The sequence below is a fragment of the Streptomyces sp. NPDC001532 genome (assembly GCF_040298625.1).
Classification (GTDB): domain Bacteria; phylum Actinomycetota; class Actinomycetes; order Streptomycetales; family Streptomycetaceae; genus Streptomyces.
Window position 1 is genome coordinate 114,932 of sequence record NZ_JBEPAL010000020.1, and the last position, 23,380, is coordinate 138,311.

The following is a 23,380-nucleotide window of genomic DNA, read 5'->3' on the forward strand; positions in this document are numbered from 1 at the left end:
GTCGCGGACCGGGTTGGCCAATTGTCGCGGGCGTCTGGAACGCTGGTGGCATGGAGATTCTCTGGGTCCTGATGGCACTGCTCATGCTGAGCTTCGTGCTGCTCCCTTACATGAGGCGCCGGCGCGGCATGATCGAGCAGGTCCCGCCCGGCCACCCGGACGCCGCGGACCCGGCGAACTACGGCTTCGTGCGCCAGGAGGAGCTGGACGTCCGGATGCCCGGCCCCGACCAGGACCTGCTGGACGTGCTGGACCTGGTGCAGCGCACCCAGGACTACCGCGCGGCCTCGCAGCTGCTGGCCGGCACCGAGGCGGCCGGCGAGCAGCGCTGGCAGCGGGTGCAGGCCTTCGCGGGTGCCGCGTCGCTGGAGCTCCAGCAGCGGCCCGGCAACGCCGGCGAGGCGCCCGGCGGGCAGTGGCTGCGGGTCTGGCGTGCCGAGCAGCCCAAGGACGCGGGCGGCACGGCGGTGCACGCCGAGTTCCTGGTGCAGCAGGCGTGGCGGACCGCGACGCCGGGCACGGACGAGTTCCGGATCATCATGGAGGAGGCGAAGGCGGCGTGCGACGAGGCCGCGCTGCTGGCCCCCGGCGACCCGGTCCCGTACATCGTCGAACTGTCGGTGGCCCGCGGGCTCACCTATCCGCGCGCCGAGTTCGAGCAGCTGTGGCTGCGGATCCTGGACCGCGCCCCGAACCACATGGGCGCCCATCTGGCCGCGCTGCACTACTGGTGCGAGAAGTGGCACGGCTCCAAGGAGCTGGCCACCTCCTTCGCCGAGGCCGCGGCGGCCCGCGCCCCGCAGGGCTCGCTGCTCGCGGCGATGCCGCTGTTCTCGGTCTTCGAGCACCTGCCCGAGGTGAACCTGGTCAGCGGCTTCTACCGGAGCGAGGTGGTCACCAAGGCGATCCACGGCGCGCTGCACGCCGTGCACTCGGCCCGCGCCGACGACCCGATGCTGGCGCACGTCCGCCATCTGCTGGTGTTCTTCCTGGTGCGCGCCGAGCGCTGGGCGGAGGCGATGAACCAGCTGGTCCGTGTCGACGGCCATGTCGGTGCCCTGCCCTGGACCCTCTCCCCGGACCCGGCCGCCGAGTTCGCGGTGTACCGCGCGCTGGCGGTGGCGGGCTACGAGGCGAACGGCGGCAGCCCGGCGACCCTGCCGCACTGATCTTCCGCGGTGCACCATGTGGTGATCTCATGCGTTGATCTGATGCGTTGATCTGCGTTGATCGATGCGTTGATCTAATGCCGTTGCCGTGCTGACCTGCGGTGCGGCATCGTTCCCCCCACGACCGCTTTGCCATGTCCATTTTCAGTCACTGCTGTGGGGGGAACAGCCCGACATGGGCGCAACTCTGCGCGCGCTGCGCGCCCTCGTCCTGCTCGCCGGCTTCTATCTGCTCGGCTTCGTCATGCTCGGCGCCCTGGTGGCCGTCGACTGGGCCGTCGCCGAGGCCGGTGTCGGCAGCATCACCGCCAAGATCTGGTTCGTCAGCGCCCTGGTGGCGATCCCCGTCGCGCAGGGCATGTTCGCCCTGCGCACCCCGAAGGACGAGCCGCCGCCCGGCCTGTCCGTCACCCCCGAGCGGGAGCCCGCACTGTGGCAGACCGTCCGCGACCTCGCCGAGCGGACCGGCACCCGCGCTCCCGACGAGATCGTCCTCACCGCCGAGGTCAACGCCGCCGTCAGCGAGGACACCCGGCTCCTCGGCCTGCTCCCGGGCCGACGCCGCATGTACATCGGCCTGCCGCTGATGACGGGACTGAGCGAACCCCAGCTCCAGGCCGTCCTCGCCCATGAGCTCGGGCACTACACCCACCACGACACCCGCCTCTCCGCGATCACCCTGCGCGGCCGGCGGCAGGTCGTGCGCACCATCACCAACCTGCACGAGCGAGCCGGCCAGAAGGCCGCCAAGGAGCGGGCCCGGCAGGAGAGGAAGAACGCCAGACGCCTCGCCAAGGGCCGGAAGACGGGCGAGGTCGACACCCGCGGGGCCGGCCTCAGCTACCGCCTCGCCGCCAAGCCCTTCCTCTGGTACGGCACCTTCTACCTGCGCGCCTCACAGAGCGACGGCCGCCGCCAGGAACTCGCCGCCGACCTGGCCGCCGCCCGCATCGCCGGCCGCGACGCCACCGCCTCCGCGCTGCGCGAGATCCCGGTCCTGGACGCGGCCCAGGACTTCTACCTCCAGTCGTACGCCACCCTCGGCACCGGCGCCGGACTGCTGCCGCCGCCCGGCGAGGTCTTCGGCGGGCTGCGGCACCTGCTCGCCGAGCGCGCCGCCGAACTCGACGAGATGCGCCGCACCCCGCCGCCGCACGAGCGGACGCCGTTCGACTCCCATCCGCCGGTCGCCGAGCGCGTGGCCCACGTCGAACAGCTCCCCGACGACGGCCGCTCCGGCACCGCCGCCCGCCCCTCACTCGCCCTGCTCGGCGACCCGGACCGGGCCTTCGCCGACCTGGAGCCGGTCGTCCTCACCCCGGAGGCACTGCGGCTGAGGCGGACCGCCGACTGGCCGCAGCTGGTGCGGGAGTCGATGCTCTGGCAGGCCGACCAGGACGCCGAGCCGCTGCGCCGGGCCGTCGCCCGGGTGCACGGCGGCGACGGCACCCTGACCGCGTTCCTGGACGCCGCCGACGCGGGCCGGCTGTGGCAGCTGGCCGAGCTGCTGCCCAAGTCCCCCGAGGCCGAGGCCGCCACCGGCCGCGCCGCCCGCGAGTTCGCCCGGCCGCAGCTGCGCGCCCGCCTCGCCCGCCTGGTCACCGCCGAACTCGCCCGCGCGGGACAGGCCCACTGGGAGCTGTCCTGGACCGACCCGGCCCGGCTGCGCCTGCCGGACGGCCACGCGCGGCGGCTGGAGCAGGCGCTGGACGCGGCGGTCGCGGACCTGCCGGACACCGGTGAGCTGCGCGGGCTCCTGACCACGCCGCCCCGGGCCACCGCGACACCCCCGGCGACCCCGGCGCACTGACGGCCCCGGCCCCGACCCCTCACCCAAGGACACCCTCACCCATGCACATCACGCTTCCCCTCGTCGTCCTCCTGATCGTGGTCGTCGTCTGGTTCCGCAGGCACACCAAGGGACAGGGCGGCGTACGCACCGCGGACCTGCCGAAGGCCGCCGCCAAGCTGGGCTTCCTGCCCGGCGAACGGCTCGACACCGACCACGACCAGGCCCCCGACCCCGAGGTCACCGCCGTCCGGGAGGCGGTCAGGTCGGGGAACTGGCAGGCAGGCGCCGACTTCCTGGCCGGGGCCGGACAGGACTGGCAGGAGCGGGACCGGCGCTCCAGCGTGCTGGCCCGCGAGGCCGTCAAGGACGACTCCTGGCTGCTGGCCTGGCGCGCAGCGCGCCCGCAGGACCCCGGCGCGGCCCTGGTGCACGCGGAGTCGCTGATCGACCTGGCCTGGGAGATCCGCGGCTCGGCGCAGGCGAAGTACACCACCGGTGAGCAGTTCGACGGCTTCCACCGGGTGCTGCGGCAGGCACAGGAGGCCTGTGCGCACGCCCAGTCGCTGGCGGGCGACGACCCGTGCCCGTTCATCGTGGAGATACCGCTGGCGATGGGCCTGGGCTATCCCCACGACCGCTTCGAGAAGATCTGGACGGAGATCGTCACGCGCGACCCGCACCACCTGGCCGCGCACTCCGCCGCCCTCCAGTACTGGTGCGCCAAGTGGCGCGGCTCGCACGAGCTGGCGGAGGAGTTCGCCCGGTCGGCGGCCGAGAAGGGCGCGCCGGGACAGCTGCTGAGCGTGCTGCCGCTCAAGGCGTGCTTCGAGTACGAGATCGCGCACGACGACCTCAACCGGGACGCGTACTACAAGCGCCCGGAGATCGTCGCGGCGGTCGACGCGGCCCTGGCCGACGTGGCCGCCGCGGCCGCGGCCGACCCCGGCGACCGGCGGATCCCGCACGTGCGCCACCTGCTGGCGAGCCTGCTGTTCTGGCAGGACCGCCACGAGGCCGCGGTGGAGCAGTTCCGCCTGGTCGACGGCCACATCGACGCGGTGCCGTGGTCGTACCGGGGCGGGCGCGAGGGCATGATCAGGGCCTACACCGGGGAGCGCGACTACAGCGCGGCGCAGGTGCTGAAGGCGCGCGGCGGAATCTGAGAGCCGGGCCGGGCGTTGTAGCGGGCACCGCCCGGCACAAGGAGGTATTTCCATGCTCTTCGGACGTACGCCCGTCCTGCCCACTGTCGAGCAGGCGCTCAAGGGCCGTCCGGAACCGGCCTTCTCGGTCCCCGACCGGCACACCGTCCTCGGCACCCCGCTCCTCGGCCCCTACCCGGAGGGCCTGGAGGTCGCCGACTTCGGCCTGGGCTGTTTCTGGGGCGCCGAGCGTAAGTTCTGGCAGCTCCCGGCGGGTGTGTACACGACCCTGGTGGGCTACCAGGGCGGCCACACCGAGCACCCCACGTACGAGGAGGTCTGCTCGGGTCTGACCGGCCACACCGAGGTCGTGCGCGTCGTCTTCGACCCGGCGGTGATCTCGTACGACCGCCTGCTGAAGACCTTCTGGGAGTCCCACGACCCGACCCAGGGCTTCCGCCAGGGCAACGACGTGGGCACCCAGTACCGCTCGGCGGTCTACACCCACTCCCCCGCCCAGGCGGCCGCCGCCGAGGCCTCCCGCGCCTCGTACCAGAAGGTCCTCACGGGCTCCGGGTACGGCGAGATCACCACGGAGATCCTCCCGGCGGACGGCCGGCCGTTCTATCCGGCGGAGGACTACCACCAGCAGTACCTCGACAAGAACCCCGCGGGCTACTGCGGCATCGGCGGCACCGGTGTCTCCTGCCCGATCGGGGTGGCGTCGGCGGACGTCTGATCCGCGCGGCGCGCGAAACGGCGGCGGGGCCGGGCCCCGCCGCCGTTCTTCGTGCTCGTGTGCGTCGTGTGCGCGTCGGTCGCGTCGGTCGCGTCAGATCGTCGCGGTGTCGATGACGAAGCGGTAGCGGACGTCGCTGGCGAGGACCCGCGTGTACGCCTCGTTGATCTGGTCCGCGCGGATCAGTTCGATCTCGGCGCCGATGCCGTGCGCGGCGCAGAAGTCCAGCATCTCCTGGGTCTCGGCGATGCCGCCGATCATGGACCCGGCGAGCGACTTGCCGCCGCCGATCAGTGAGAACAGGTTGAGCGAGACCGGCTCCTCGGGGGCGCCGACGTTGGCGAGCGTGCCCTCGGTCCTCAGCAGCGACAGGTAGGCGCCGAAGTCGAGCGGCGCGGAGACCGTGGAGACGATCAGGTCGAAGGTGCCGGCCAGCTCCTCGAAGGTCTTCGGGTCGCTGGTGGCGTAGTAGTGGTCGGCGCCCAGCTTGAGGCCGTCGTCCTTCTTGCGCAGCGACTGCGAGAGCACGGTCACCTCGGCGCCGAGCGCGTGCGCGATCTTCACGCCCATGTGGCCGAGGCCGCCCAGGCCGACGACGGCGACCTTCTTGCCGGGGCCGGCGCCGAAGCGCTTCAGCGGCGAGTACAGGGTGATGCCGGCGCACAGCAGGGGCGCGGCGACGTCGAGGGAGAGGCCGTCGGGGATGCGGACGACGTAGTTCTCGTCGACGACGATCTTCTCCGAGTAGCCGCCGTGGGTCGGCAGGCCGTCCTTGCCGATGCCGTTGTACGTCGGGACGTTGCCCTTGACGCAGTACTGCTCCTGGCCGGCCTTGCAGTTCTCGCACTCGCGGCAGGAGTCGACCATGCAGCCGACGCCCACGCGGTCGCCGACGGCGAAGCGGGTGACGCCGGGGCCGGTCTCGGTGACGATGCCGGCGATCTCGTGGCCGGGGACCATCGGGAAGATGGCCTCGCCCCAGCCCTCGGTGGCCTGGTGGATGTCGCTGTGACAGATTCCGGCGAACTTGATGTCGATGAGGACGTCGAACTCGCCGAGCTCGCGCCGCTCGATGGTGGTCCGCTCCAGCGGAGCCTTGGCGGCGGGGGCGGCGTATGCGGCGACAGTGGTCATGCCGGGGGGTCTCCTAGGAAGGGTTCCGTGCCCGGCTGCCTTCCGTTCCGTCCGGGCACATCCTCCAGGGTGTCCGCTGCGCGCCGTCCTACCCAGGCCACGGCTTTGCGTACGTTCGCTGTGCGTACCACTGGCGGGGTCAGGATGGGGTGCGTACGACCGTGAATACTGGAGTGTATGGACGCACAGCTCGACGACGCCGTACCCGAGCGGGAGCCCGCCGACGACCTCGGGGCCGGGCTGGACCCGCGGGCCGAGCTCAGCGAGTTCCTGCGCACCCGGCGGGCCCGGCTGAAGCCGGAGGACGTCGGGCTGCCGGACTTCGGGCGGCACCGCAGGGTACCGGGGCTGCGGCGCGAGGAGCTGGCGCAGCTGGCCGGGGTGTCGGTGGCGTACTACACCCGTCTGGAACAGGGCAACGGGCGGAACGTCTCGGCGGAGGTGCTGGACGCGATCGCCCGTGCGCTGCGGCTGAACGACGCGGAGCACGCCCATCTCACGCATCTGGCGAAGCCGAGGCAGCACAAGCGGCGGCCGGCGGCGCGCACCCCGCAGGTGCGGAGCGCGGTGCGGCAGCTGCTGGACTCGATGGAGGGCGTCCCGGCGTATGTCGTGGGGCGGCGCTCGGACGTGCTGGCGTGGAACCGGATGGCGGCGGCGCTCTTCGGCGACTGGTCTCGGCTGCCGGACCGGGAGCGGAACTGGGCGCGGATGGTGTTCCTGAACCCGGAGTACCGGGATCTGTTCGTGCACTGGGAGCAGAAGGCGTCGGACGTGGTCGGCTATCTGCGCATGGACGCGGGCTGCCACCCGGACGATCCGCGGCTGTCGGCGCTGGTGGGCGAGCTGTCGGTGAAGAGCGAGGACTTCCGGCGGCTGTGGGCGCGGCACGATGTGAAGGAGAAGGCGTACGGCGCGAAGCTGCTGCGCCATCCGCTGGTGGGTGAGCTGGCGCTGTCCTTCGAGACGTTCCGGATGGTCGACGACGGCGAGCAGTCGCTGGTGACGTATCACGCGGAGCCGGGTTCGCCGTCGGCCGAGGCGCTGCGGCTGCTGGCCAGCTGGGGGGCGGACGCGACGACCCCGGCGCCGTCGCTGTGACGACGACGCCGGGGCCTCAGAAGGTCACGTTCTGACTACTTGCCGTAGTAGGCGTTGTAGATCGAGATCGTGGACTTGTTGCCCTTCTTGTCAGTGATCTTGGCGTGGAAGGAGATGGCCTTCCCCTTCGCCGGGTTCTTCACCGTGATCTTGCCGCCGGTGACGGTGAGCTTCTTCCAGGTCTGGCCGTAGTCGTACGAGGCGTAGACGTACAGCGACTTCAGGTTGCCCTTGGCCGCCGCGCCCTCGACGGTGACCGGGAAGGTGACCGTCTTGCCGGCGGTGACCTTGCCGTCCAGGCCGGTGCTCGCGTTGAAGCGGGCGGTGGAGGCCGGGAGCTTGGCCAGGTCGGCGGGCTTCTTGGACCGGAAGGTCCAGCTGGCGTCGATCCGGGTGGAGGCGGCGGCGACCTTGGTGGTCCGCTTGACCGAGGTGGTCAGCTTGTACTGGGCGTCACCGGAGGGGACCTTGAAGGCCTTCTCGCCGAACAGCGGGTCGTCGTGCGAGCCGACCTTGGTGCCGTTGCGGTAGAGGGTGGTGTTCACCGAGGTGAACAGGGACGAGCCGGGGTTCTTCTTGGAGTCGGCGAACAGCGGCAGGTAGCCGTAGATCTCGTTGCCGTCCCGGTAGAGGCCGAACTCGCTGTTGAGGGTCGGGCCGAAGACGGCCTTGTGGACGGTCTTGGAGTAGTCCTTGCCGGCCTTGAAGGTCTGGTTGGAGCCGAGGTCGTAGTACGCCTCCGAGATGGGCCAGCCGTCGGCGTCCACGCCGCCGTACTGCTCGAACTCCAGGTCCCACTTGACGCCGCCCTGGGTGGACAGGTGGAGCGTGCGGGTGCCGGGGAGCTTCTGCGGGATGGCGATGGACGAGGCGCCGAAGCTGCCGGGCAGCCACCCGACGGCGGAGAGCGCGCCCTTCTTGCCCGGGGTCGGGGCGCCCATGGCGACCTTGACGTGGGCGAGGTCGGAGGCCTTGTAGTGCTTGGTGTAGCCGGTGGCCAGCTGCTTCACCTCGGCGCCGACGGTGGTGTCGTACTGCTCGTCGTCACCCGCGGTCCAGTGCCCGGCCCACTGCTGGGAGAGCGAACCGTCGGTGACCTGCGGGCCGAGGTGCGCGGAGCGGAAGTTGCTGTACGAGTCCATCCACCAGCCGAACGAGTACGTGGTGTTGCCCGTCTCGATCGTGTAGTCGGGGGAGGCGAACTCGGACTTGGCGGCCGCGTCGGGCACGGTGATGTTCACCGGCTTGGCCTTGCGGGCGTCGACGGTCACCGTGGTGTTCTTGGTGATGCTCAGCTTCGGCTGGGCCAGCCAGTCGGCGCCCTTGGTGAAGTCCTCGGGGTCCTGGAAGAGGGCCGCGTCCAGGACGTAGCCGCCCTTGGGGACGCGGATCTTCACGGTGCCGGAGGCGTCGTGGAGCTGGAACCACCTGTTCGCGGCGAGGCCGGTGAGACCGGAGACGCTGGTGCTGTAGTTCTTCGCCGGGTTGCCGTCACGGTCGATGTGCTGGACGGTGAGGTCGTACGACTCCACCTCGCGCTGCACGGCCGCGGCGGTGCGGACCGTCTGGCCGCCGCCGGTCGCCGTCACGTACGCCGAGTAGGCGCCGTCGAGGGTGCCGCCCAGCTTGGTGTTCACGGAGAAGTCCACGGCGGCCTTGCCGCCCGCGGGGACGGTCACCTTGGTGGCGCCGAGCGTGAAGAAGCCGGCCGGGGCGGCCTGGCCCTTGGGGTTGGTGGCCTTGGCGGACAGGGTCAGGGTGACGTCCTGCGTGCCGAGGTTGCGGTAGGTGAGCTGCTTGGTGACCGGCTTGTCGTCGGTGTGCGGCCACTGCTGGACGCCGAAGCTCACCGAGACCGGCTCGGCGACCACGGTCTGCTTGATCGCCTTGTCGACCTGGATCCGGCCGGAGCCCTGCTGGAACGGCGTGTACGCGCCGCCCTTGGTGGAGCCGGTCAGGGCGGCCTTGATCTCGGTGCCGGTCCACTCCGGGTGCTGCTGCTTGAGGATCGCGGCGGCGCCCGCGACATGCGGGGTGGCCATCGAGGTGCCGGAGATGGTCAGGTAGCCGGCCGGCTTCTCGCCGACCTCCTGCGCGATGAGGCTGCCCTTGGCGGAGGCGGCCGTGATGTCCACGCCGGGCGCGGTGACGTCGGGCTTGATCGCTCCGTCGCCGACCCGGGGGCCGGTGCTGGAGAAGTCCGCCAGCAGGTCCTTGTCGTCGACGGCGCCGACGGTGAGGGCGGCGTCCGCGCTGCCGGGCGAACCGACCGACTCGGGGCCGGAGTTGCCGGCGGCGATGGCGAAGAGGATGCCCTTCTCGGCGGACAGCTTGTCGACCGCCGCCTCCAGCGGGTCGACCTCCGGTCCGTCGGGGCCGCCGAGGCTGAGGTTGACGACGTCGGCGCCCTGCTCGGCCGCCCACTCCATGCCGGCGAGGATGCCGGAGTCGTCACCGGAGCCGGAGTCGTCGAGGACCTTGCCGTTGAGGATCTGCGCGCCGGGCGCGACACCCTTGTACTTGCCGCCGGACTTGGCGCCGGTCCCGGCCGCGATGGACGCGACGTGGGTGCCGTGGCCGAACTTGTCGGTGGCGTCGGCGGCCTTGGTGAAGTTCTTCGACGCCACGACCTGGGACTTGAGGTCCGTGTGCGTGGCGTCGACACCGGTGTCGAGTACGGCGATCTTCACGCCCTTGCCGTCGTAGCCGGCCGCCCACGCCTTGGGGGCGCCGATCTGCGCGACGGACTTGTCGAGGGTGACCCGGCGGACGCCGTCGAGCCAGACGTGCGCGATGCCGGAGGCGGTGCGGCTGCCGTTGGTCAGCGCGTCCCACAGCTCGTGGGTGTCCTGGTACGGGGTCTGCACCGCGTCCGCGTTGAGGGACTTCAGGGTCCGGCGGAGGGTGCCCGCGTCCCGGACGTCGGCCTTGGTGGCGCCGGCGGCGCCCTGGTAGCCGACGATGACCTTCAGGCCCTTCTGCTGGGCCTTGCGGGTGGCGGACTTGTTCAGCTCGGTGATGTCGAACAGCCGCTGGTCGAGCTTGCCGGTGGCGACCAGGGCGGCCGCGTCGGCGGGTATGACGAGGGTGTGTCCGCTCGTCTTGCGGACCTGGACGGGTATGTGCTCGCGTCCCTCGGCCGGCTGGAGAGCGACGACACGCCCCTTGGCGTCCAGCGTCACCCGGTCACCGGTGATCAGCGTGATGTGGTGCCGGCCGGTCAGCTCGGCACCGTCGGCCGCGGGCTTGGCGGGCTTCGCCGAGGCCGGGGTGGTCAGCCCCGCGGCGAGGGCCACGGCGGCCGCGGTGGCGACCGCGGCAGCGCCCGCTCTCTTCATTTGTGCGCGCAAAACTCCCCCTGGAGTTGAGGTTCCGGGCGAATTCCCCGTTCACCCGGCCGGGGGTGGTCCCGCACATGCGCTCGTGCATCCCCCGGAACTGGAAGTATGCCGGGGGATGATCAGAGGCCTCAAGACCGGTCCGTGTCACGAGTTCGCTATAGAAACGACGCACACACGAGCGAACTGACGGAACGTCGGACACCGTTCGTCAGGAGTTGTTCTCCTTGACGGTGATGTTTCCCTTCCGGATCGTCACCAGGCGCGGGGCCTTCTTCGCGAGCGTGGAGTCGTGGGTCACCATGATGAAGGTGAGCCCCAGCTCCTTCCACATGCGCTCCAGGACGTCCATGATCTCGTCGCGCGTCGACTCGTCGAGGTTTCCGGTGGGTTCGTCGGCGAGCAGCACCTTGGGCTCCTTCACCAGCGCCCGGGCGATCGCCACCCGCTGCTGCTGACCGCCGGACATCTCGCCCGGCAGGTGCCCGAGCCGCTCCCCGAGACCGACCGACGTCAGCGCCTCGGCGGCCCGCTCGCGGCGCTCTTCGGGCTTCACGCCGAGGGGGACCAGAGCGGTCTCGACGTTCTCCTGCGCGGTGAGCGTGGGGATCAGGTTGAAGCTCTGGAAGACGAAGCCGATGTTCTCGCTGCGCACCTTGGTGAGCTTGGCCTCGGACAGCTTGGCCAGGTCGGTCCCGTCGAGCACGACCTCTCCGGAGCTGGGCCGGTCCAGGCCGCCGAGCATCTGGAGGAGCGTGGACTTGCCACCGCCGGTGGGCCCCTGGATGACGAGGCGGTCCCCGTCGGCGATGGTCAGGTCGACCCCGGCGAGGGCGTCGACGGCCTCCTTGCCCCGGGTGTAGCGCTTGGTGACGGCCTTGAGTTCGTACATGAGTCAGCTCCTGGAGAAGGTGAGGGGGTCGGCGTGGGCGCGTCGGCTACTCGACGCGGCGCAGCGCGTCGGCCGGCCGCAGCCGGGACGCCCGCCAGCCGCCGAACGCTCCGGCGATCAGTCCCCCGGCCACCGCGAGGCCCACGGCGAGCGCGATGGTGGTCAGGCTCACCGGCGCGGTGAGGGCCACGTCCAGGGTCCGGGAGGCGGTCTGCCGCCCGGGGCCCATGCCACCGCCGCCGGGCCCGGTCATGCCGCCGCCGGCGCCGCCCAGTTCGGCCTGGAGGGTGGGGCTCACCGCGGTCACCGCGTACGCCCCGGCCAGGCCCAGGGCGATGCCGAGCACACCGCCGACCAGTCCGTTGACGACGGCCTCGCCGACCACCTGCCGGGTGACCCGGCCGGACCGCCAGCCCAGCGCCTTCAGGGTGCCGAACTCCCGCACGCGCCGGGACACCGCCGAGGAGGTGAGCAGGCCGGCCACCAGGAACGCGGCCACGAGCACCGCGATGGACAGCCACTTGCCGACCTTGGTCGCCAGGTCGGAGGCGGTGGACAGGGAGCCGGAGACGGTCTCGGCGAGGTCCGCGGAGGTGGTGACCGTCGTACCGGAGATGTTCTTCTGGATCTGGGACTTGACGGCGTCGATCCGCTGGGAGTCGGTCGCCTGGACGTAGATGGTGGTGACCTTGTTCGCGGAGTCGCTGAGGGTCTGGGCCCGCTTCAGCGGGATGTACAGGTTGGCGGCCGCGTCGCCGCTCTCCGGCGTGGCGATGCCGATGACCTTGAACTTGACGCCCTTGACGGTCACGGTGTCGCCGACGGCGAGCTTCTTCTCCTTGGCGTAGGAGGCGTCGGCGACGACCACCTTCGCGTTGGTCTCGGAGTCCTTGAAGGTCCGTCCGCTGGTGATCTCGGAGGAGGTCAGCGGGCCCAGCTCGGGCCGGGTGACGTCGGTGCCGTAGACCGAGTAGTTGTTGACGTCGAACTCGGCGCCGCCGCCCTGCACCCGCCCTTCCTGCTCGCCGGTGCCGCCGCCCGGGCCGCCCTGCTGGCCGCCGCTGCCGGGCTGCTGCTCGAACTGACCGCGTGTGAACTCGCCGCTGACCTTGATGACCTGGAGGCTCAGCCCGCCCACGGCGTCCGAGACACCGTCCTGCGCGGCGACCTTCCGCACGGTGGCGGCGGACAGGGTCTCAAAGCCCTGGACCATCACCCGGTCGCTGCTCTGTTCCTCGCCGGAGTCCTCGTCCTGGGCGTCGAACTGGAAGCGCGGCCGCTCCGCCTGCTGCCCCTCCTCGGCGGGCTCGGCCGCCTTGGTGACGGTCATGTCGGTGCCCAGCCCGTACAGCGACTGGAGGACCTTGTCCTGGGCCTTGCCCATGCCCGAGGACACGGAGCTGACCACGATGACCAGGGCGATGCCCAGCGCGAGCCCGGAGGCGACGACGAGGGCCGCCTTTCTGCGGCGGCGCAGTTCGCGCCTCAGGTAGGTGAAGAACATGCGCCGCAAGCTAGGGACGGCGCGTGATGAAGAGATAAGGCCGGCATAAGAGAAGGATGAGAACACCCTGGGACGCGCGAATGCCGCCTCCCCGGGAGGGGAGGCGGCATCCGGAGTGCGTGCCGGGCGGGCGGCTGAGCGGGCGTCAGACGGCGGAGCCGGCCTTCCACTGCGCCCAGTCCATGTTCCAGCCGTTGAGGCCGTTGTCCGGGGCGATGGTCTTGTCGCCGGTGTTCTTCACGACCACGACGTCACCGACGATCGAGTTGTCGTAGAACCAGGCGGCCTCGGTGCCGGGGTCGCCCGCGCCCTTGGTGTCGTTCAGGCCGACGCAGCCGTGGCTGGTGTTGACGCTGCCGAAGATGGAGTCGGCGGCCCAGTAGTTGCCGTGGATGAAGGTGCCGGACGTCGACAGGCGCATGGCGTGCGGCACGTCCTTGATGTCGTACTCGCCCTTGCCGTCGTCGTCGGTGAAGCCGACGGTCGCGCCGTTCATCCGGGTCTCCTTGAACTTCTCGGAGATCACCATCTGGCCCTCGTACGTCGTGTTCTCGGGCGAGCCGGCGGAGATCGGGATGGTCTTGACGACCTTCCCGTCCTGCGTGACCTTCATCTGCTTGGTCTCGGCGTCGACGATGGACACCTGGTTGCGGCCGATGGTGAAGGAGACCGACTTCTGCTGGACGCCGTAGACGCCCTCGGCTCCCTCGACGCCGTCGAGGGCCAGCTTGAGGGTGACCTTGGAGCCCTCCTGCCAGTAGTCCTCGGGGCGGCAGTCCATGCGGTTGGCGTTGAACCAGTGGCAGACGACCTCCTGGCCGCTGCTGCTGGAGACGGTGATGCCCTTCTGGACGTCCGCCTTGTTGGTGATCGCCTTGTCGAAGTTGATCGAGACCGGCATGCCCACGCCGACCGTCGAGCCGTCCTCCGGGGTGAAGCTGCCTATGAAGCTGTTGTCCGGGGAGACCGTGGTGAAGGAGGCGTTCTCGTGGGCCTCGCGGCCGTCGGCGTCCTCCGCGGTCACGGCGATCTTGTAGCCGGTCGCGCGCTCCAGCTGGACGCTCGGCTTCCAGCTGGTCTTGTCGGCGGCGATCTCGCCGGCGACCGCGGTGCCGTCCGCCGTGGTCATGGTCACCTCGGTGAGCGTGCCCTTGCTCACGGTGACGGTGGCGGAGTTGTTGATGGAGGCGTTGGTCGAGCCGTCCTTCGGCGTGATCTCGATCTGGGCCTCGGAGGTCTTCTGGGCCGCGGCCTCGTCGACCTTGGCCTGCGAGGTGTCGTTGCCGCTGCCGTCGTCGCCGGAGGCGTCCTCGCCGCCGGAACAGGCCGAGAGCACCAGCACACCGCCGAGCAGTGCGGACGCGACCGTCAGGCCCTTGCGCCGCTTACTGTTCGTCATCACACGCTTCTCCATCGTTGCCGATTCCCCAAAACCCCGAGAGTCCCCGTTAAGAGCTTCAACGCTACGACCGGTTCGTCCCGTTCCACATGCCTCGCATGTGTGGGGCACACCACGTCCGCGCCAGGGCGGATGGTGCGGGTGTCGGTCAGTGCGCCCCATGAGACGAGAAAACCCCGGGTGGCGGTTGCCGCCCGGGGTCATCAATTTTCCCCGCGGCGCTCAGCCGCCCGACGTCCGGCGGCCGTCCGCGCCCTCGTCGTCCTCGTCGTCCACTTCGTCGTCGTCCTCGTCGTCATCATCCTCGCCGAGGTCCCAGTCCGGCGAATCCGGGTCGTAGTCCACCAGCTCGCTGCTCCAGGAGGCCTGCTGGAGTTCGATGCCCGGCACCTCGCCGACCAGGTCGAACGGGTCGACGAGATAGGCCAGGGCCTCCGCGGTGTCCTCCGTCACAGCGTTCTCGGCGTGTACCCGTTCGTCGGCCGGCATATCCGTCTCGCCGGCGATCCGGCGCAGCGCGGCCTTGGTGACGGCGTCGGCGTCCTCGACCTCGAGAACGAGCTCCACGCGAAGCCGGACAAATCGTGATGTCTCTGGAGTGCTCATGTCCGGAGCGTACGGCCCGGCGCTCCCGTGACTTTCCCGTGACCCGCGACTTTCACTAACATCGCCCCCACACGGCCAATTCGCCAGCGCTACAAGGGGATCGATATTCCGTGTCATCCGCTCGCCGTCCGTTGCTGACCGCCACCGCCGCGGGCACCCTGCTGGGCGCCCTGTGGTTCGTCCCCTCCGCCAACGCGACCTCGGACGATCCGGCGAGAGAGCAGCCCTCGGCCACGCGGACGACGCAGGCCCGGGCGGCCTCGCCAACCACCTCCGAGAGCGTGCCGCGGCTCGCCGACACCGGCAGTTTCGACAGCACGCCGTACGTCGTCGGCGGCACGTTCTGTCTGACCATGGGCGCCGGTTTCGTGGTGTATTCGGTGCGCCGGGAACGTCTCAGCCTCTAACTCCCGGTACATAATCCGACTTGACGTGCTCTTGACCTGGCCTTCATAGTCCGCTCATGAAGAGATCATCGGGTGCGCGGCTCGGCGCCACGGCTGTCGTGAGCGTGCTATCGCTCGCCCTTGTCACGGGTTGTTCGGAGAGCGAGTCGGGTGGCGACAAGGGCGCCGGCTCGAACGAGCAGTCCTCCTCCGCGAAGGCGCTGAGCGCGGCGGAGTTGAAGAAGCTGATCATCGCCGACGGCGAGGTCGACGGGTTCAAGGTCGAGCCGCTCGACAAGTCCACGGTCATGACCAAGGACGACGTCAAGACGGACGAGAAGTGCCTGCCGCTGACGTACGTCATGAGCGGTCTCGCCCCGGGCGACGCCGCGGCCGAGACGAACACCAGCGCCACCGAGGAGAAGAGCCCGACGGACACGGCCTCCAAGTCCCTGGAGGACCTGACCGAGGGCGAGGCCGAGGACGCGATGGCCGACGCCATGAGCGTCAACTTCACGGTCGTCGGGCTGTCCTCCTACGACGGTGACGGCGCCGAGCAGACGATGAAGTCCGTCGCCGACGCGGTCGAGAACTGCGCGGGCGGCTTCACGGGCACCTCGCAGGGCGAGGAGCAGAAGGCCACCAAGGTGACCGAGGAGAAGGCCTCCGGCGCCGGTGACGAGTCCGTGGCGTTCGCGGTGACCAGCGACATGGACGGCGAGGCGGGCGACGTCCACGCCGAGGTCGTGCGGCACGGCAACACCATCGCGACGTACTACACGCTGAACCTCGGCGCGCTCATGACCGGCGACAAGTACGCCGTTCCGGCGAAGCTCGTCCAGGCTCAGGGCGGCAAGCTCAAGTAACACCGCCGAAGGGCCCCGTCCGCGTGCCGGACGGGGCCCTTCGTCGTGCCCGCGGGACGCTAGCGCAGCGGTCCGGTGACCGTCTCCACCGCCGTGACCAGCCGTCCGTCGCGCACGACGGCGTCGGCCGCCGCGAGGTCGGGGGCGAGGAAGCGGTCCGGGCCGGGGCCCTCGACGCCGGCCGCGCGGACCGCTTCGAGGACCGCGCGGGTCGCCGGGGCGGGGGTCAGCCCCTCGCGCAGCTCCACCGCGCGGGTGGCGGCGTACAGCTCGACGGCGAGGACCCGGGTGAGGTTGTCCACGGCCGTGCGCAGCTTGCGCGCCGCCGACCAGCCCATGGAGACGTGGTCCTCCTGCATCGCGGAGGACGGGATGGAGTCCGCGGACGCCGGTACCGCCAGCCGCTTCAGCTCGCTGACCAGAGCGGCCTGCGTGTACTGAGCGATCATCAGGCCACTGTCCACGCCCGCGTCGTCGGCGAGGAACGGCGGCAGGCCGTGGCTGCGGTTCTTGTCCAGCAGCCGGTCGGTGCGGCGCTCCGCGATGGAGGCGAGGTCGGCGACGGCGATGGCGAGGAAGTCCAGGACGTAGGCGACCGGGGCGCCGTGGAAGTTGCCGTTGGACTCGACGCGACCGTCGGGAAGGACGACGGGGTTGTCGACGGCCGAGGCCAGCTCGCGCTCGGCGACCAGCCGGGCGTGCGCCAGGGTGTCCCGGCCGGCGCCGGCGACCTGCGGGGCGCAGCGCACCGAGTAGGCGTCCTGGACGCGGGGCGCGTCGTCCTGGTGGTGGCCGGTCAGACCCGAACCCTCCAGCACGGCCAGCATGTTGGCGGCGCTGTCGCCCTGGCCGGGGTGGGGGCGGATGGCGTGCAGCTCGGGGGCGAGGACCTTGTCGGTGCCGAGCAGCGCCTCGAGGCTGAGGGCGGCGGTGACGTCGGCGGACTTGTAGAGGGTGTCCAGGTCGGCGAGGGCCATGACCAGCATGCCGAGCATGCCGTCGGTGCCGTTGAGGAGGGCGAGGCCTTCCTTCTCGCGCAGTTCGACCGGGGTGATGCCGTGCTCGGCGAGGAGTTCGCCGGCGGGGCGGACGGTGCCGTCGGGACCCTCGGCGTCGCCCTCGCCCATCAGCGTCAGGGCGCAGTGGGAGAGCGGGGCGAGGTCGCCGGAGCAGCCGAGTGAGCCGTACTCGTGCACGACCGGGGTGATCCCGGCGTTGAGGACGTCCGCCATGGTCTGCGCGACCTCGGGCCGCACGCCGGTGTGGCCGGAGCAGACGGTCTTCAGCCGCAGGAACATCAGGGCCCGTACGACCTCCCGCTCCACCCGCGGGCCCATGCCGGCGGCGTGCGAGCGGACGATGTTGCGCTGGAGCTGGGCGCGCAGCTCCGGGCCGATGTGCCGGGTCGCGAGGGCGCCGAAGCCGGTGGAGACGCCGTAGACGGGGTCCGGCTTGGCCGCCAGCGCGTCCACGATCTCGCGGGCCGCGGTGAGGGCGGACACCGCTTCGGCGGAGAGCTCGATACGGGCGCCGCGGCGGGCCACGGCGAGGACGTCGGACGCGGTGACGCCGGACGTCCCCACCACCACAGTGTGCATATCCATATTCAGGAGCGTACGCAGTGAATTCGAAAATGTCACCAGTGGTGTGCGGGTTCACCCCTTACCGGCCCGCCGGATCCGGCTACGGCCGCCCGCGGAACCGGCGGCGCTCCGGGCTGCCCGCCCGGGACGGCTCGTCGGCCAGGCGTACGACGGGGTCGCCCGGCCCCTCCCGGCCCGCGACCACCGGCTTCGCCGCCCGGACGGCCTTGGCCCGGTACTGCGCGGCATCGGCCAGCCGGAACAGCCGGCGGGCCGAGCGGACGTCCCCGATGGACTCCTCCGTGGAGGCGACCCCGCAGGCCACACCCTCGCCCAGCTCCAGCTCCGCCGCCCGCCGGCACAGCTCGTCGGCCACCTTCACCACGTCGTCGGCGCTCGGGCCGACCGCGAGCAGACAGAACTCGTCGCCGCCGAGGCGGGCCGCGAGAGTGCCCGGGAGCATCGCGCCGCACAGGGACAGCACCGAGCCGAACCGCTCCAGCAGGCGGTCGCCGTAGGCGTGGCCGAGGGTGTCGTTGACCCGCTTGAGCCCGTTCAGATCGCAGACCACGAGGCTGACCGCCACGCCTTCGCGGCGATGCCGCTCCACCGCCTCGTCCAGGCGCATGTCGACGGCGCGGCGATTGGCCAGTCCGGTCAGCGCGTCGGTGAAGGCCAGCCGGCGCGCCTCCTCCAGCCGCTCGGTCTGGGCGATGCCCGCGGCCACCACGGCGGCGAGCACGGTCGCGAAGTCGGCGTCGGCGCGGCCGAAGACCGGAGCGCCGGCCGGACGGGCGACGTACAGCTCGCCCCAGGCACGCCCGTGCAGCACGATCGGCGCGACCACACAGGAACCGCGGCCGCGGCGGCGCAGCGCGGAGACCCGCTCGTGCACGAACCCGGCGCGGCCCTCCGTCGGACCGTCGGCGGTCTCCACCCAGGCGTCCGGCTCACCTCCGGCGGCCCACTGCTCGTGCAGGAACTCGGTGATCTCGGCGAACTGGTGCACCGGATAGGTCTCGTCCTCCGGGAACTCCAGCTCGTCCGGCGCCCGGTCCCCCACGTTCACCAGGACCCGCAGCCGCCCCAGCTCCCGCTCCCACACCGACAGCGCGGCGAAGCTCCCGTCCAGCGCCCGGCACGCCCCGGCCGCCGCGGCCCGCCACGACTCCCGCGGCGTCCGCGCCGCGGCCATCCCCTGCGCCAGCGCGACGACGTCCGCGAGCCGGTTGTCCTCACCCATTGCTCCAGGCTAGGGATGTTTTGCCGGAATGGGGACGTTGATGCGGCGCTTGGGGTGATCGGGGGGAGCTCCGGGGGCCGCCGCCCCGAACGGCACCCGGAGCCCGTCCACCCGCCGGCAGGCGCCCGTCACTCGCCCGGCCAGCGCGGGGCCCGCTTCTCGTTGAAGGCCGCCACTCCCTCCGCCCGGTCGCCCGAGAAGGCGACCGAGCGCCAGGCCGCGTCCTCGACCTCCAGGCCGGCCCGGAGGTCCAGGCCGTGGCCGAGGCGCAGGGCGCGCTTCGCGGCGCGGAGGCCGACCGGGGAGTTCGCGGCGATACGGCCGGCCAGAGCCAGGGCCTCCTCGCGGTCGCGGCCCTCGTCCACGAGGACGTCGACCAGGCCCAGCTCGCGCGCCTCGGGCGCCTCCACCCGACGGGCCGTGAAGATCAGCTCGGCCGCCCGTGCCGCGCCCACCCGGCGCGGCAGCAGCTGGGTCCCGCCGCCGCCGGGGATCACGCCCACGGACACCTCGGGCAGCCCCAGCACCGCCGTACGGTCCGCCACGATCACATCGCAGGACAGCGCCAGCTCGAAGCCGCCGCCCAGCGCGAACCCGTGCACCGCCGCGACCGTCGGCTGCGGCAGCTCCAGCACGCCCGTGTACGCGCCGCGCGCCACCGGGCGCTGCCGGAGGAGTTCCGCGTCGCTGAAGGAGTTCCGCTCCTTGAGGTCCGCGCCGACGCAGAACGCCCGTTCGTGCGTCGACGTCAGCACGATCGCACGGACGTCCCGGTCCGCGCCGAGCGCCGCGCACGCCCCGGCGACGGACCGCGCCATCTCGGTGGACACCGCGTTCATCGCCTTGGGCCGGTCGAGTGCCAGCTCCGCGACCTGCCCGTCCTGGTACCGCCGCACCAGCACGAACTCCCCGAACCGCTCCTCGCTCACAACGCCCTCGCTCACGACACCCTCCGGTTAACGCGGGTTAACAACTCTGCCCCGATCATCGCAGCCCGGCCCCGCCGGGAGAAGAGCAGGCCGACAGCTTGGCCCGCCCGCACCTTCCGTCACCCCCCGACACCCCGTTCGAGTGACATCCCGCCGACTCCCGCCCCGGGCGCCGCCGGGAGCGCATAGCGTGCACCGCCACGGCGCACCGGGGGCGCACTCATCGGGGAGGGAGCGATCGCATGACGAGCGACACGACGACCGACACGAGGGGCGTGACCACAACCGGCGGCGCCGCCGGCCCCGCGCCCACCGCGGCGACCCGCACCGCCCGTGGCCGGCACCGCCGCCCGCGCTCCCGCGGGCTGCTGCTCGCCGTCGGCGGTCTCGCCGTGGCCGCCGGGATGCTGAGCCTCGTACGACTGGCCCCGGACCCCGCCGTCGTCGGCGGCCTCGGAAGCGCGCGGACCGGGCCCGGCCCGCACCCGGCGGCTTCCGGCGGCACCTCGGAACGGGCGACGAACACGGCCGCGACGCTGCCCGCCACGCCGGCCACCGACCGGTCCGCGCCGTCCACGCCGTCCGCGGTGGGCGGGGCGGCGGCCACGGCATCGGCCACCCGCTCCGTCCCGGTCGTGACCCCGGCCGCCGCCGGCCGGCGCGCCGCGGGCAGCACCCCCGGCACCACCACCGTCCCGCAGCCACCGAACCGGCCGCCCACGACCCCCGGCACCCACACCGTGCCGCCCGCACCCGCGAGGACCGCCCCGCAGCCGGAACACACGCCGCCACCCGCGCAGTCCCCCGGCTCCCCTGCACCGGGGCACCCGGACGACGGCCCGGGGCTGTGCGTACCGGTCGTCGGACTCTGTGTGGACCCGCTCTCCCGCTGAGCGGTTACGCCGTCCCGTCCCTGCGGTTGAGCAGCCACGGCTCGACCACGCCCAGGCCTCGCACCGGCCGCTGCCACATCGGCTGGAGCCCGAAGCGGTACGTCGGCGGCTGCTCGCCCTCCTTCTCGGCGGCGGTCGCGGCCTCGGCGGCCTCCGCCTCGGAGGCCGGGGCCTCGCCGGTGCGGATCAGCTCCTCGGCGAAGGCGCTGTCGACCAGCACGGCGTCCCGGGGCGCTATCGAGGTCAGCCGGGAGGCCAGGTTCACGGTCGTACCGAAGACATCACCCATTCGGGTGGTCACCGTGCCGAAGGCGATGCCGACACGCAGCTCCGGCATGGTCTCGTCGTTCGCCATCGTCTCGATCAGCCGCAGCGCGATCTCGGCGGCGACGCCCGCGTCGTCGGCGGCGTACAGCACCTCGTCACCGAGCGTCTTGATGAGCCGTCCGCCGCGCGCGGCGACCAGGTCGGCGGCCGTGGTCTCGAAGGCCTCGACCAGCTCGCCCAGCTCCTCCTCCTCCAGGCGGCGGGTCAGCCGGGTGAAGCCGACCAGGTCGGCGAAGCCGACGGCCAGCCGGCGGTCGACCATCTCCTCGTCGTCGCCGGCCTGGACGACCCGGCCGGTCGCGGCGGCGAGCTGGCGCCGCCAGACGTAGACCAGGAACTCCTCCAGCTCCGGCAGCAGCAGCTCCACCAGCGGATACGTGACCTCGGTGCGGGTCATGCCGGGCTCGGGAGGCTCGGTCAGGCCCTCCAGGAAGGAGTCGATCTGCCATTCGGCGAGCCGCGCGGTGGTCTGGCCGGTCGACCGGGCCACCTGCACCGCCATCGCCTCGCTCAGCAGCCCCGCCTCCACCAGACCCGCAAGCCGCCGCAGGGCGAGGACGTCCGCCTCGGTGAGCGCCTTGGCCTGGCCGATGTCGGCGAAGCCCATCGCCCGCCAGAAGCGGGACGCCAGCTCCATGGAGACGCCGGCGCTGCGGGCCGCCTGGAAGGGGGTGTAGCGGCGTTCCGCACCGAGGATGAGCTGTTCGAGGCGGAGAGCGAGGGGGTTTTCGCCGGGTTCGGTGCCGTCGGGCTCTGGGTTACGACCCTTGTCGGAGCCCGTGTCGTCGACGGTCACGCCTGCTGCCCTTCCGATCTGCCACGGTCAGGTATCGACCGGCCTCAACTCTACGGCAGATGTGCGCCAGCTCACTCCGTGAGGTGAGGGGGGTGGCGGGGGGTGGCTGTTGTCTGTCCTGGGCTCCTGTGTTCTCCGTGTCGGGCCGTCTGCGCGGGCGGGCTGTCGCTTGTCGCGCGGTTCCCCGCGCCCCTTCAGGTTGGCATCGCCGGCGCCGGGCCACGAGTCCACGGCGATCACGCGACAGCCCGCCTCCGCTCACCTTCCGGACGCGAGCCGCCCGCGACCGCTCGCCTCTCGGACGCGAGCCGCCCGCGACCGCTCGCGCGGTACCCCGCGCCCCTTCAGGCCGGCATCGCTCCCGCCGGCCACGAGTCCACGGCGATCACGCGACGGCCCGCCTCCGCTAGCGAGCGCAGTAGCCCGCGCCCCCTCAGGCCCCCATCCCTCACGCCGGGCGCAAGTGGACGATGTCTCCCGCGCCGACCGGTTCCTGGACGCCCTCCTTCGTGGCGATGGCCAGGCGGCCGTCGCCGTCCACGGCGACCGCCTCGCCGACGATCGACCGGTCGCCGGGCAGCTCCGCCCGTACGACCCGGCCGAGCGTCGCGCAGCCCGCCGCGTAGGTCTCCTGGAGGCCGCACGCCGCCGGGTCGCCGCCGGCCGACCGCCAGCGGCCGTACCAGTCCTCCAGCGCGCGCAGCACACCCCGCAGCAGCGGGTCGCGGTCCGTCCCGACGGCGCCGGCCAGGGCCAGCGACGCCGCCTGGGGCACCGGCAGCTCCTCCGCGCGCAGGGTGACGTTGACGCCGACGCCGACGACCACGCCGTCGGCCCCGGAGCGCTCGGCGAGGATCCCGCCGGCCTTGCGCTCCTCGCCGCCCACGGTCACCAGCAGGTCGTTCGGCCACTTGAGTGCCGTGTCGACGCCCGCCGCCCGCGACAGCCCGGTCGCCACGGCGACACCGGTGAGCAGCGGCAGCCATCCCCACCGGGCCACCGGCACCTCGGCGGGCCGCAGGAGGACGGAGAAGAAGAGCCCGGAGCGCGGCGGGGCGGTCCACTGGCGGTCCAGGCGTCCCCGTCCGGAGGTCTGCTCCTCGGCGACGAGGATCGTCCCTTCGGACACCTCACCGGCGGCGGCCCGTGCCACCAGGTCGCTGTTGGTGGACCCGGTGCGCTGCACCACCTCCACCCCGGACCAGAGTCCGCCCTCGCGGACCAGGGCCCGGCGCAGTGCGGCGGCGTTGAGGGGTGGCCGGTCGAGGTCCGACCAGCGGCTGTCTCCTGAGGCATCTCGCGGCGTCATGCAAGCCACCCTAGGTGTGGTAAACGCCGCACTGCCGATCGGTAGGCCCCCCACTACGCTACGGATGAGTAACCGTCCCCCCTTTTGAGCAGGCAGGGAGCCGCATCCCGATGTCCGAGCCGGAAGAGATCGACCTTCACACGACCGCGGGCAAGCTCGCGGATCTCCAGCGCCGCATCGAGGAGGCGACGCACGCCGGCTCGGCCCGCGCGGTGGAGAAGCAGCACGCCAA

The 23,380-nt window shown here is 72.0% G+C and carries 19 protein-coding genes; 8 read left to right on the top strand and 11 right to left on the bottom strand.

Annotated elements, in window-relative coordinates; genetic code table 11:
- The first annotated feature begins 50 nt into the window (after positions 1-50).
- The 4 genes from ABT232_RS19970 to msrA all read left to right on the top strand — a co-directional run bounded on the left by ABT232_RS19970 (position 51) and on the right by msrA (position 4,842).
- On the top strand, positions 51-1,169 hold the full coding sequence (locus tag ABT232_RS19970; RefSeq protein ID WP_351841642.1) for a hypothetical protein: 1,119 nt from the start codon (positions 51-53) through the stop codon (positions 1,167-1,169).
- A 175-nt stretch (positions 1,170-1,344) separates the two neighbouring features.
- On the top strand, positions 1,345-2,979 hold the full coding sequence (locus ABT232_RS19975) for a M48 family metalloprotease (protein WP_351841644.1): 1,635 nt from the start codon (positions 1,345-1,347) through the stop codon (positions 2,977-2,979).
- A gap of 41 nt (positions 2,980-3,020) precedes the next feature.
- Positions 3,021-4,124: a hypothetical protein gene (locus ABT232_RS19980; protein ID WP_351841646.1), complete on the top strand. Its 1,104-nt coding sequence runs from the start codon at positions 3,021-3,023 to the stop codon at positions 4,122-4,124.
- A 52-nt stretch (positions 4,125-4,176) separates the two neighbouring features.
- Positions 4,177-4,842, top strand: coding sequence for a peptide-methionine (S)-S-oxide reductase MsrA (gene msrA, locus ABT232_RS19985; protein WP_351841648.1), 666 nt, complete (start codon positions 4,177-4,179; stop codon positions 4,840-4,842).
- A 93-nt stretch (positions 4,843-4,935) separates the two neighbouring features.
- On the opposite strand, the gene ABT232_RS19990 is transcribed toward msrA, so the two are convergent.
- Positions 4,936-5,976 carry an NAD(P)-dependent alcohol dehydrogenase gene (locus tag ABT232_RS19990; RefSeq protein ID WP_351841650.1) on the bottom strand — a complete coding sequence of 347 codons (1,041 nt, stop codon included), beginning with the start codon at positions 5,974-5,976 and terminating at the stop codon, positions 4,936-4,938.
- Positions 5,977-6,153: 177 nt separating this feature from the next.
- Between ABT232_RS19990 and ABT232_RS19995 the strand changes: the two genes are divergently transcribed.
- The gene (locus tag ABT232_RS19995; RefSeq protein ID WP_351841652.1) at positions 6,154-7,077 is read left to right on the top strand and encodes an MmyB family transcriptional regulator; all 924 of its coding nucleotides are present in this window, start codon (positions 6,154-6,156) and stop codon (positions 7,075-7,077) included.
- A 35-nt stretch (positions 7,078-7,112) separates the two neighbouring features.
- On the opposite strand, the gene ABT232_RS20000 is transcribed toward ABT232_RS19995, so the two are convergent.
- The 5 genes from ABT232_RS20000 to ABT232_RS20020 all read right to left on the bottom strand — a co-directional run bounded on the left by ABT232_RS20000 (position 7,113) and on the right by ABT232_RS20020 (position 14,816).
- Entirely contained in the window at positions 7,113-10,415 is a 3,303-nt protein-coding gene (locus tag ABT232_RS20000; protein WP_351841654.1) for a S8 family peptidase, read from the bottom strand.
- A 211-nt stretch (positions 10,416-10,626) separates the two neighbouring features.
- Positions 10,627-11,307, bottom strand: coding sequence for an ABC transporter ATP-binding protein (locus ABT232_RS20005; protein ID WP_351841656.1), 681 nt, complete (start codon positions 11,305-11,307; stop codon positions 10,627-10,629).
- Positions 11,308-11,353: 46 nt separating this feature from the next.
- Positions 11,354-12,811 carry an ABC transporter permease gene (locus ABT232_RS20010; protein ID WP_351841658.1) on the bottom strand — a complete coding sequence of 486 codons (1,458 nt, stop codon included), beginning with the start codon at positions 12,809-12,811 and terminating at the stop codon, positions 11,354-11,356.
- Positions 12,812-12,956: 145 nt separating this feature from the next.
- On the bottom strand, positions 12,957-14,210 hold the full coding sequence (locus ABT232_RS20015) for a L,D-transpeptidase (RefSeq protein ID WP_351841660.1): 1,254 nt from the start codon (positions 14,208-14,210) through the stop codon (positions 12,957-12,959).
- A gap of 222 nt (positions 14,211-14,432) precedes the next feature.
- Positions 14,433-14,816, bottom strand: coding sequence for a hypothetical protein (locus ABT232_RS20020; protein ID WP_351841662.1), 384 nt, complete (start codon positions 14,814-14,816; stop codon positions 14,433-14,435).
- 110 nt (positions 14,817-14,926) lie between these two features.
- Between ABT232_RS20020 and ABT232_RS20025 the strand changes: the two genes are divergently transcribed.
- The gene (locus ABT232_RS20025) at positions 14,927-15,223 is read left to right on the top strand and encodes a hypothetical protein (RefSeq protein ID WP_351841664.1); all 297 of its coding nucleotides are present in this window, start codon (positions 14,927-14,929) and stop codon (positions 15,221-15,223) included.
- A gap of 98 nt (positions 15,224-15,321) precedes the next feature.
- The gene (locus ABT232_RS20030) at positions 15,322-16,068 is read left to right on the top strand and encodes a hypothetical protein (RefSeq protein WP_351841666.1); all 747 of its coding nucleotides are present in this window, start codon (positions 15,322-15,324) and stop codon (positions 16,066-16,068) included.
- A gap of 59 nt (positions 16,069-16,127) precedes the next feature.
- On the opposite strand, the gene hutH is transcribed toward ABT232_RS20030, so the two are convergent.
- The 3 genes from hutH to ABT232_RS20045 form a co-directional block, all read right to left on the bottom strand.
- The gene (gene hutH / locus ABT232_RS20035) at positions 16,128-17,666 is read right to left on the bottom strand and encodes a histidine ammonia-lyase (protein ID WP_351841682.1); all 1,539 of its coding nucleotides are present in this window, start codon (positions 17,664-17,666) and stop codon (positions 16,128-16,130) included.
- 85 nt (positions 17,667-17,751) lie between these two features.
- Entirely contained in the window at positions 17,752-18,894 is a 1,143-nt protein-coding gene (locus tag ABT232_RS20040) for a GGDEF domain-containing protein (protein ID WP_351841668.1), read from the bottom strand.
- A gap of 128 nt (positions 18,895-19,022) precedes the next feature.
- The gene (locus ABT232_RS20045; protein WP_351841684.1) at positions 19,023-19,823 is read right to left on the bottom strand and encodes an enoyl-CoA hydratase/isomerase family protein; all 801 of its coding nucleotides are present in this window, start codon (positions 19,821-19,823) and stop codon (positions 19,023-19,025) included.
- Between the two features lie 242 nt (positions 19,824-20,065).
- Here ABT232_RS20045 and ABT232_RS20050 point away from each other — a divergent pair, with 242 nt between their 5' ends.
- Positions 20,066-20,716 (top strand): hypothetical protein, encoded by a 651-nt coding sequence (locus ABT232_RS20050; RefSeq protein WP_351841670.1) that lies wholly within the window; start codon positions 20,066-20,068, stop codon positions 20,714-20,716.
- 4 nt (positions 20,717-20,720) lie between these two features.
- Here the strand turns inward: ABT232_RS20050 and ABT232_RS20055 are convergent, their stop codons facing one another.
- Positions 20,721-21,839: an adenylate/guanylate cyclase domain-containing protein gene (locus tag ABT232_RS20055; RefSeq protein WP_351841672.1), complete on the bottom strand. Its 1,119-nt coding sequence runs from the start codon at positions 21,837-21,839 to the stop codon at positions 20,721-20,723.
- Positions 21,840-22,287: 448 nt separating this feature from the next.
- Positions 22,288-23,148: a biotin--[acetyl-CoA-carboxylase] ligase gene (locus tag ABT232_RS20060; RefSeq protein ID WP_351841674.1), complete on the bottom strand. Its 861-nt coding sequence runs from the start codon at positions 23,146-23,148 to the stop codon at positions 22,288-22,290.
- Between the last annotated feature and the right edge of the window lie 232 nt (positions 23,149-23,380).

What these genes read in the sequence shown, in the direction of transcription:
- ABT232_RS20060 (WP_351841674.1), bottom strand. Translation starts at nt 23,148, where the DNA reads ATGACGCCGCGAGATGCCTCAGGAGACAGCCGCTGGTCGGACCTCGAC.
- ABT232_RS20005 (WP_351841656.1), bottom strand. Translation starts at nt 11,307, where the DNA reads ATGTACGAACTCAAGGCCGTCACCAAGCGCTACACCCGGGGCAAGGAG.
- ABT232_RS19980 (WP_351841646.1), top strand. Translation starts at nt 3,021, where the DNA reads ATGCACATCACGCTTCCCCTCGTCGTCCTCCTGATCGTGGTCGTCGTC.
- ABT232_RS20020 (WP_351841662.1), bottom strand. Translation starts at nt 14,816, where the DNA reads ATGAGCACTCCAGAGACATCACGATTTGTCCGGCTTCGCGTGGAGCTC.
- hutH (WP_351841682.1), bottom strand. Translation starts at nt 17,666, where the DNA reads ATGCACACTGTGGTGGTGGGGACGTCCGGCGTCACCGCGTCCGACGTC.
- ABT232_RS20000 (WP_351841654.1), bottom strand. Translation starts at nt 10,415, where the DNA reads ATGAAGAGAGCGGGCGCTGCCGCGGTCGCCACCGCGGCCGCCGTGGCC.
- ABT232_RS20040 (WP_351841668.1), bottom strand. Translation starts at nt 18,894, where the DNA reads ATGGGTGAGGACAACCGGCTCGCGGACGTCGTCGCGCTGGCGCAGGGG.
- ABT232_RS19970 (WP_351841642.1), top strand. Translation starts at nt 51, where the DNA reads ATGGAGATTCTCTGGGTCCTGATGGCACTGCTCATGCTGAGCTTCGTG.
- ABT232_RS19975 (WP_351841644.1), top strand. Translation starts at nt 1,345, where the DNA reads ATGGGCGCAACTCTGCGCGCGCTGCGCGCCCTCGTCCTGCTCGCCGGC.
- ABT232_RS19990 (WP_351841650.1), bottom strand. Translation starts at nt 5,976, where the DNA reads ATGACCACTGTCGCCGCATACGCCGCCCCCGCCGCCAAGGCTCCGCTG.
- msrA (WP_351841648.1), top strand. Translation starts at nt 4,177, where the DNA reads ATGCTCTTCGGACGTACGCCCGTCCTGCCCACTGTCGAGCAGGCGCTC.
- ABT232_RS20010 (WP_351841658.1), bottom strand. Translation starts at nt 12,811, where the DNA reads ATGTTCTTCACCTACCTGAGGCGCGAACTGCGCCGCCGCAGAAAGGCG.
- ABT232_RS19995 (WP_351841652.1), top strand. Translation starts at nt 6,154, where the DNA reads ATGGACGCACAGCTCGACGACGCCGTACCCGAGCGGGAGCCCGCCGAC.
- ABT232_RS20050 (WP_351841670.1), top strand. Translation starts at nt 20,066, where the DNA reads ATGACGAGCGACACGACGACCGACACGAGGGGCGTGACCACAACCGGC.
- ABT232_RS20015 (WP_351841660.1), bottom strand. Translation starts at nt 14,210, where the DNA reads ATGACGAACAGTAAGCGGCGCAAGGGCCTGACGGTCGCGTCCGCACTG.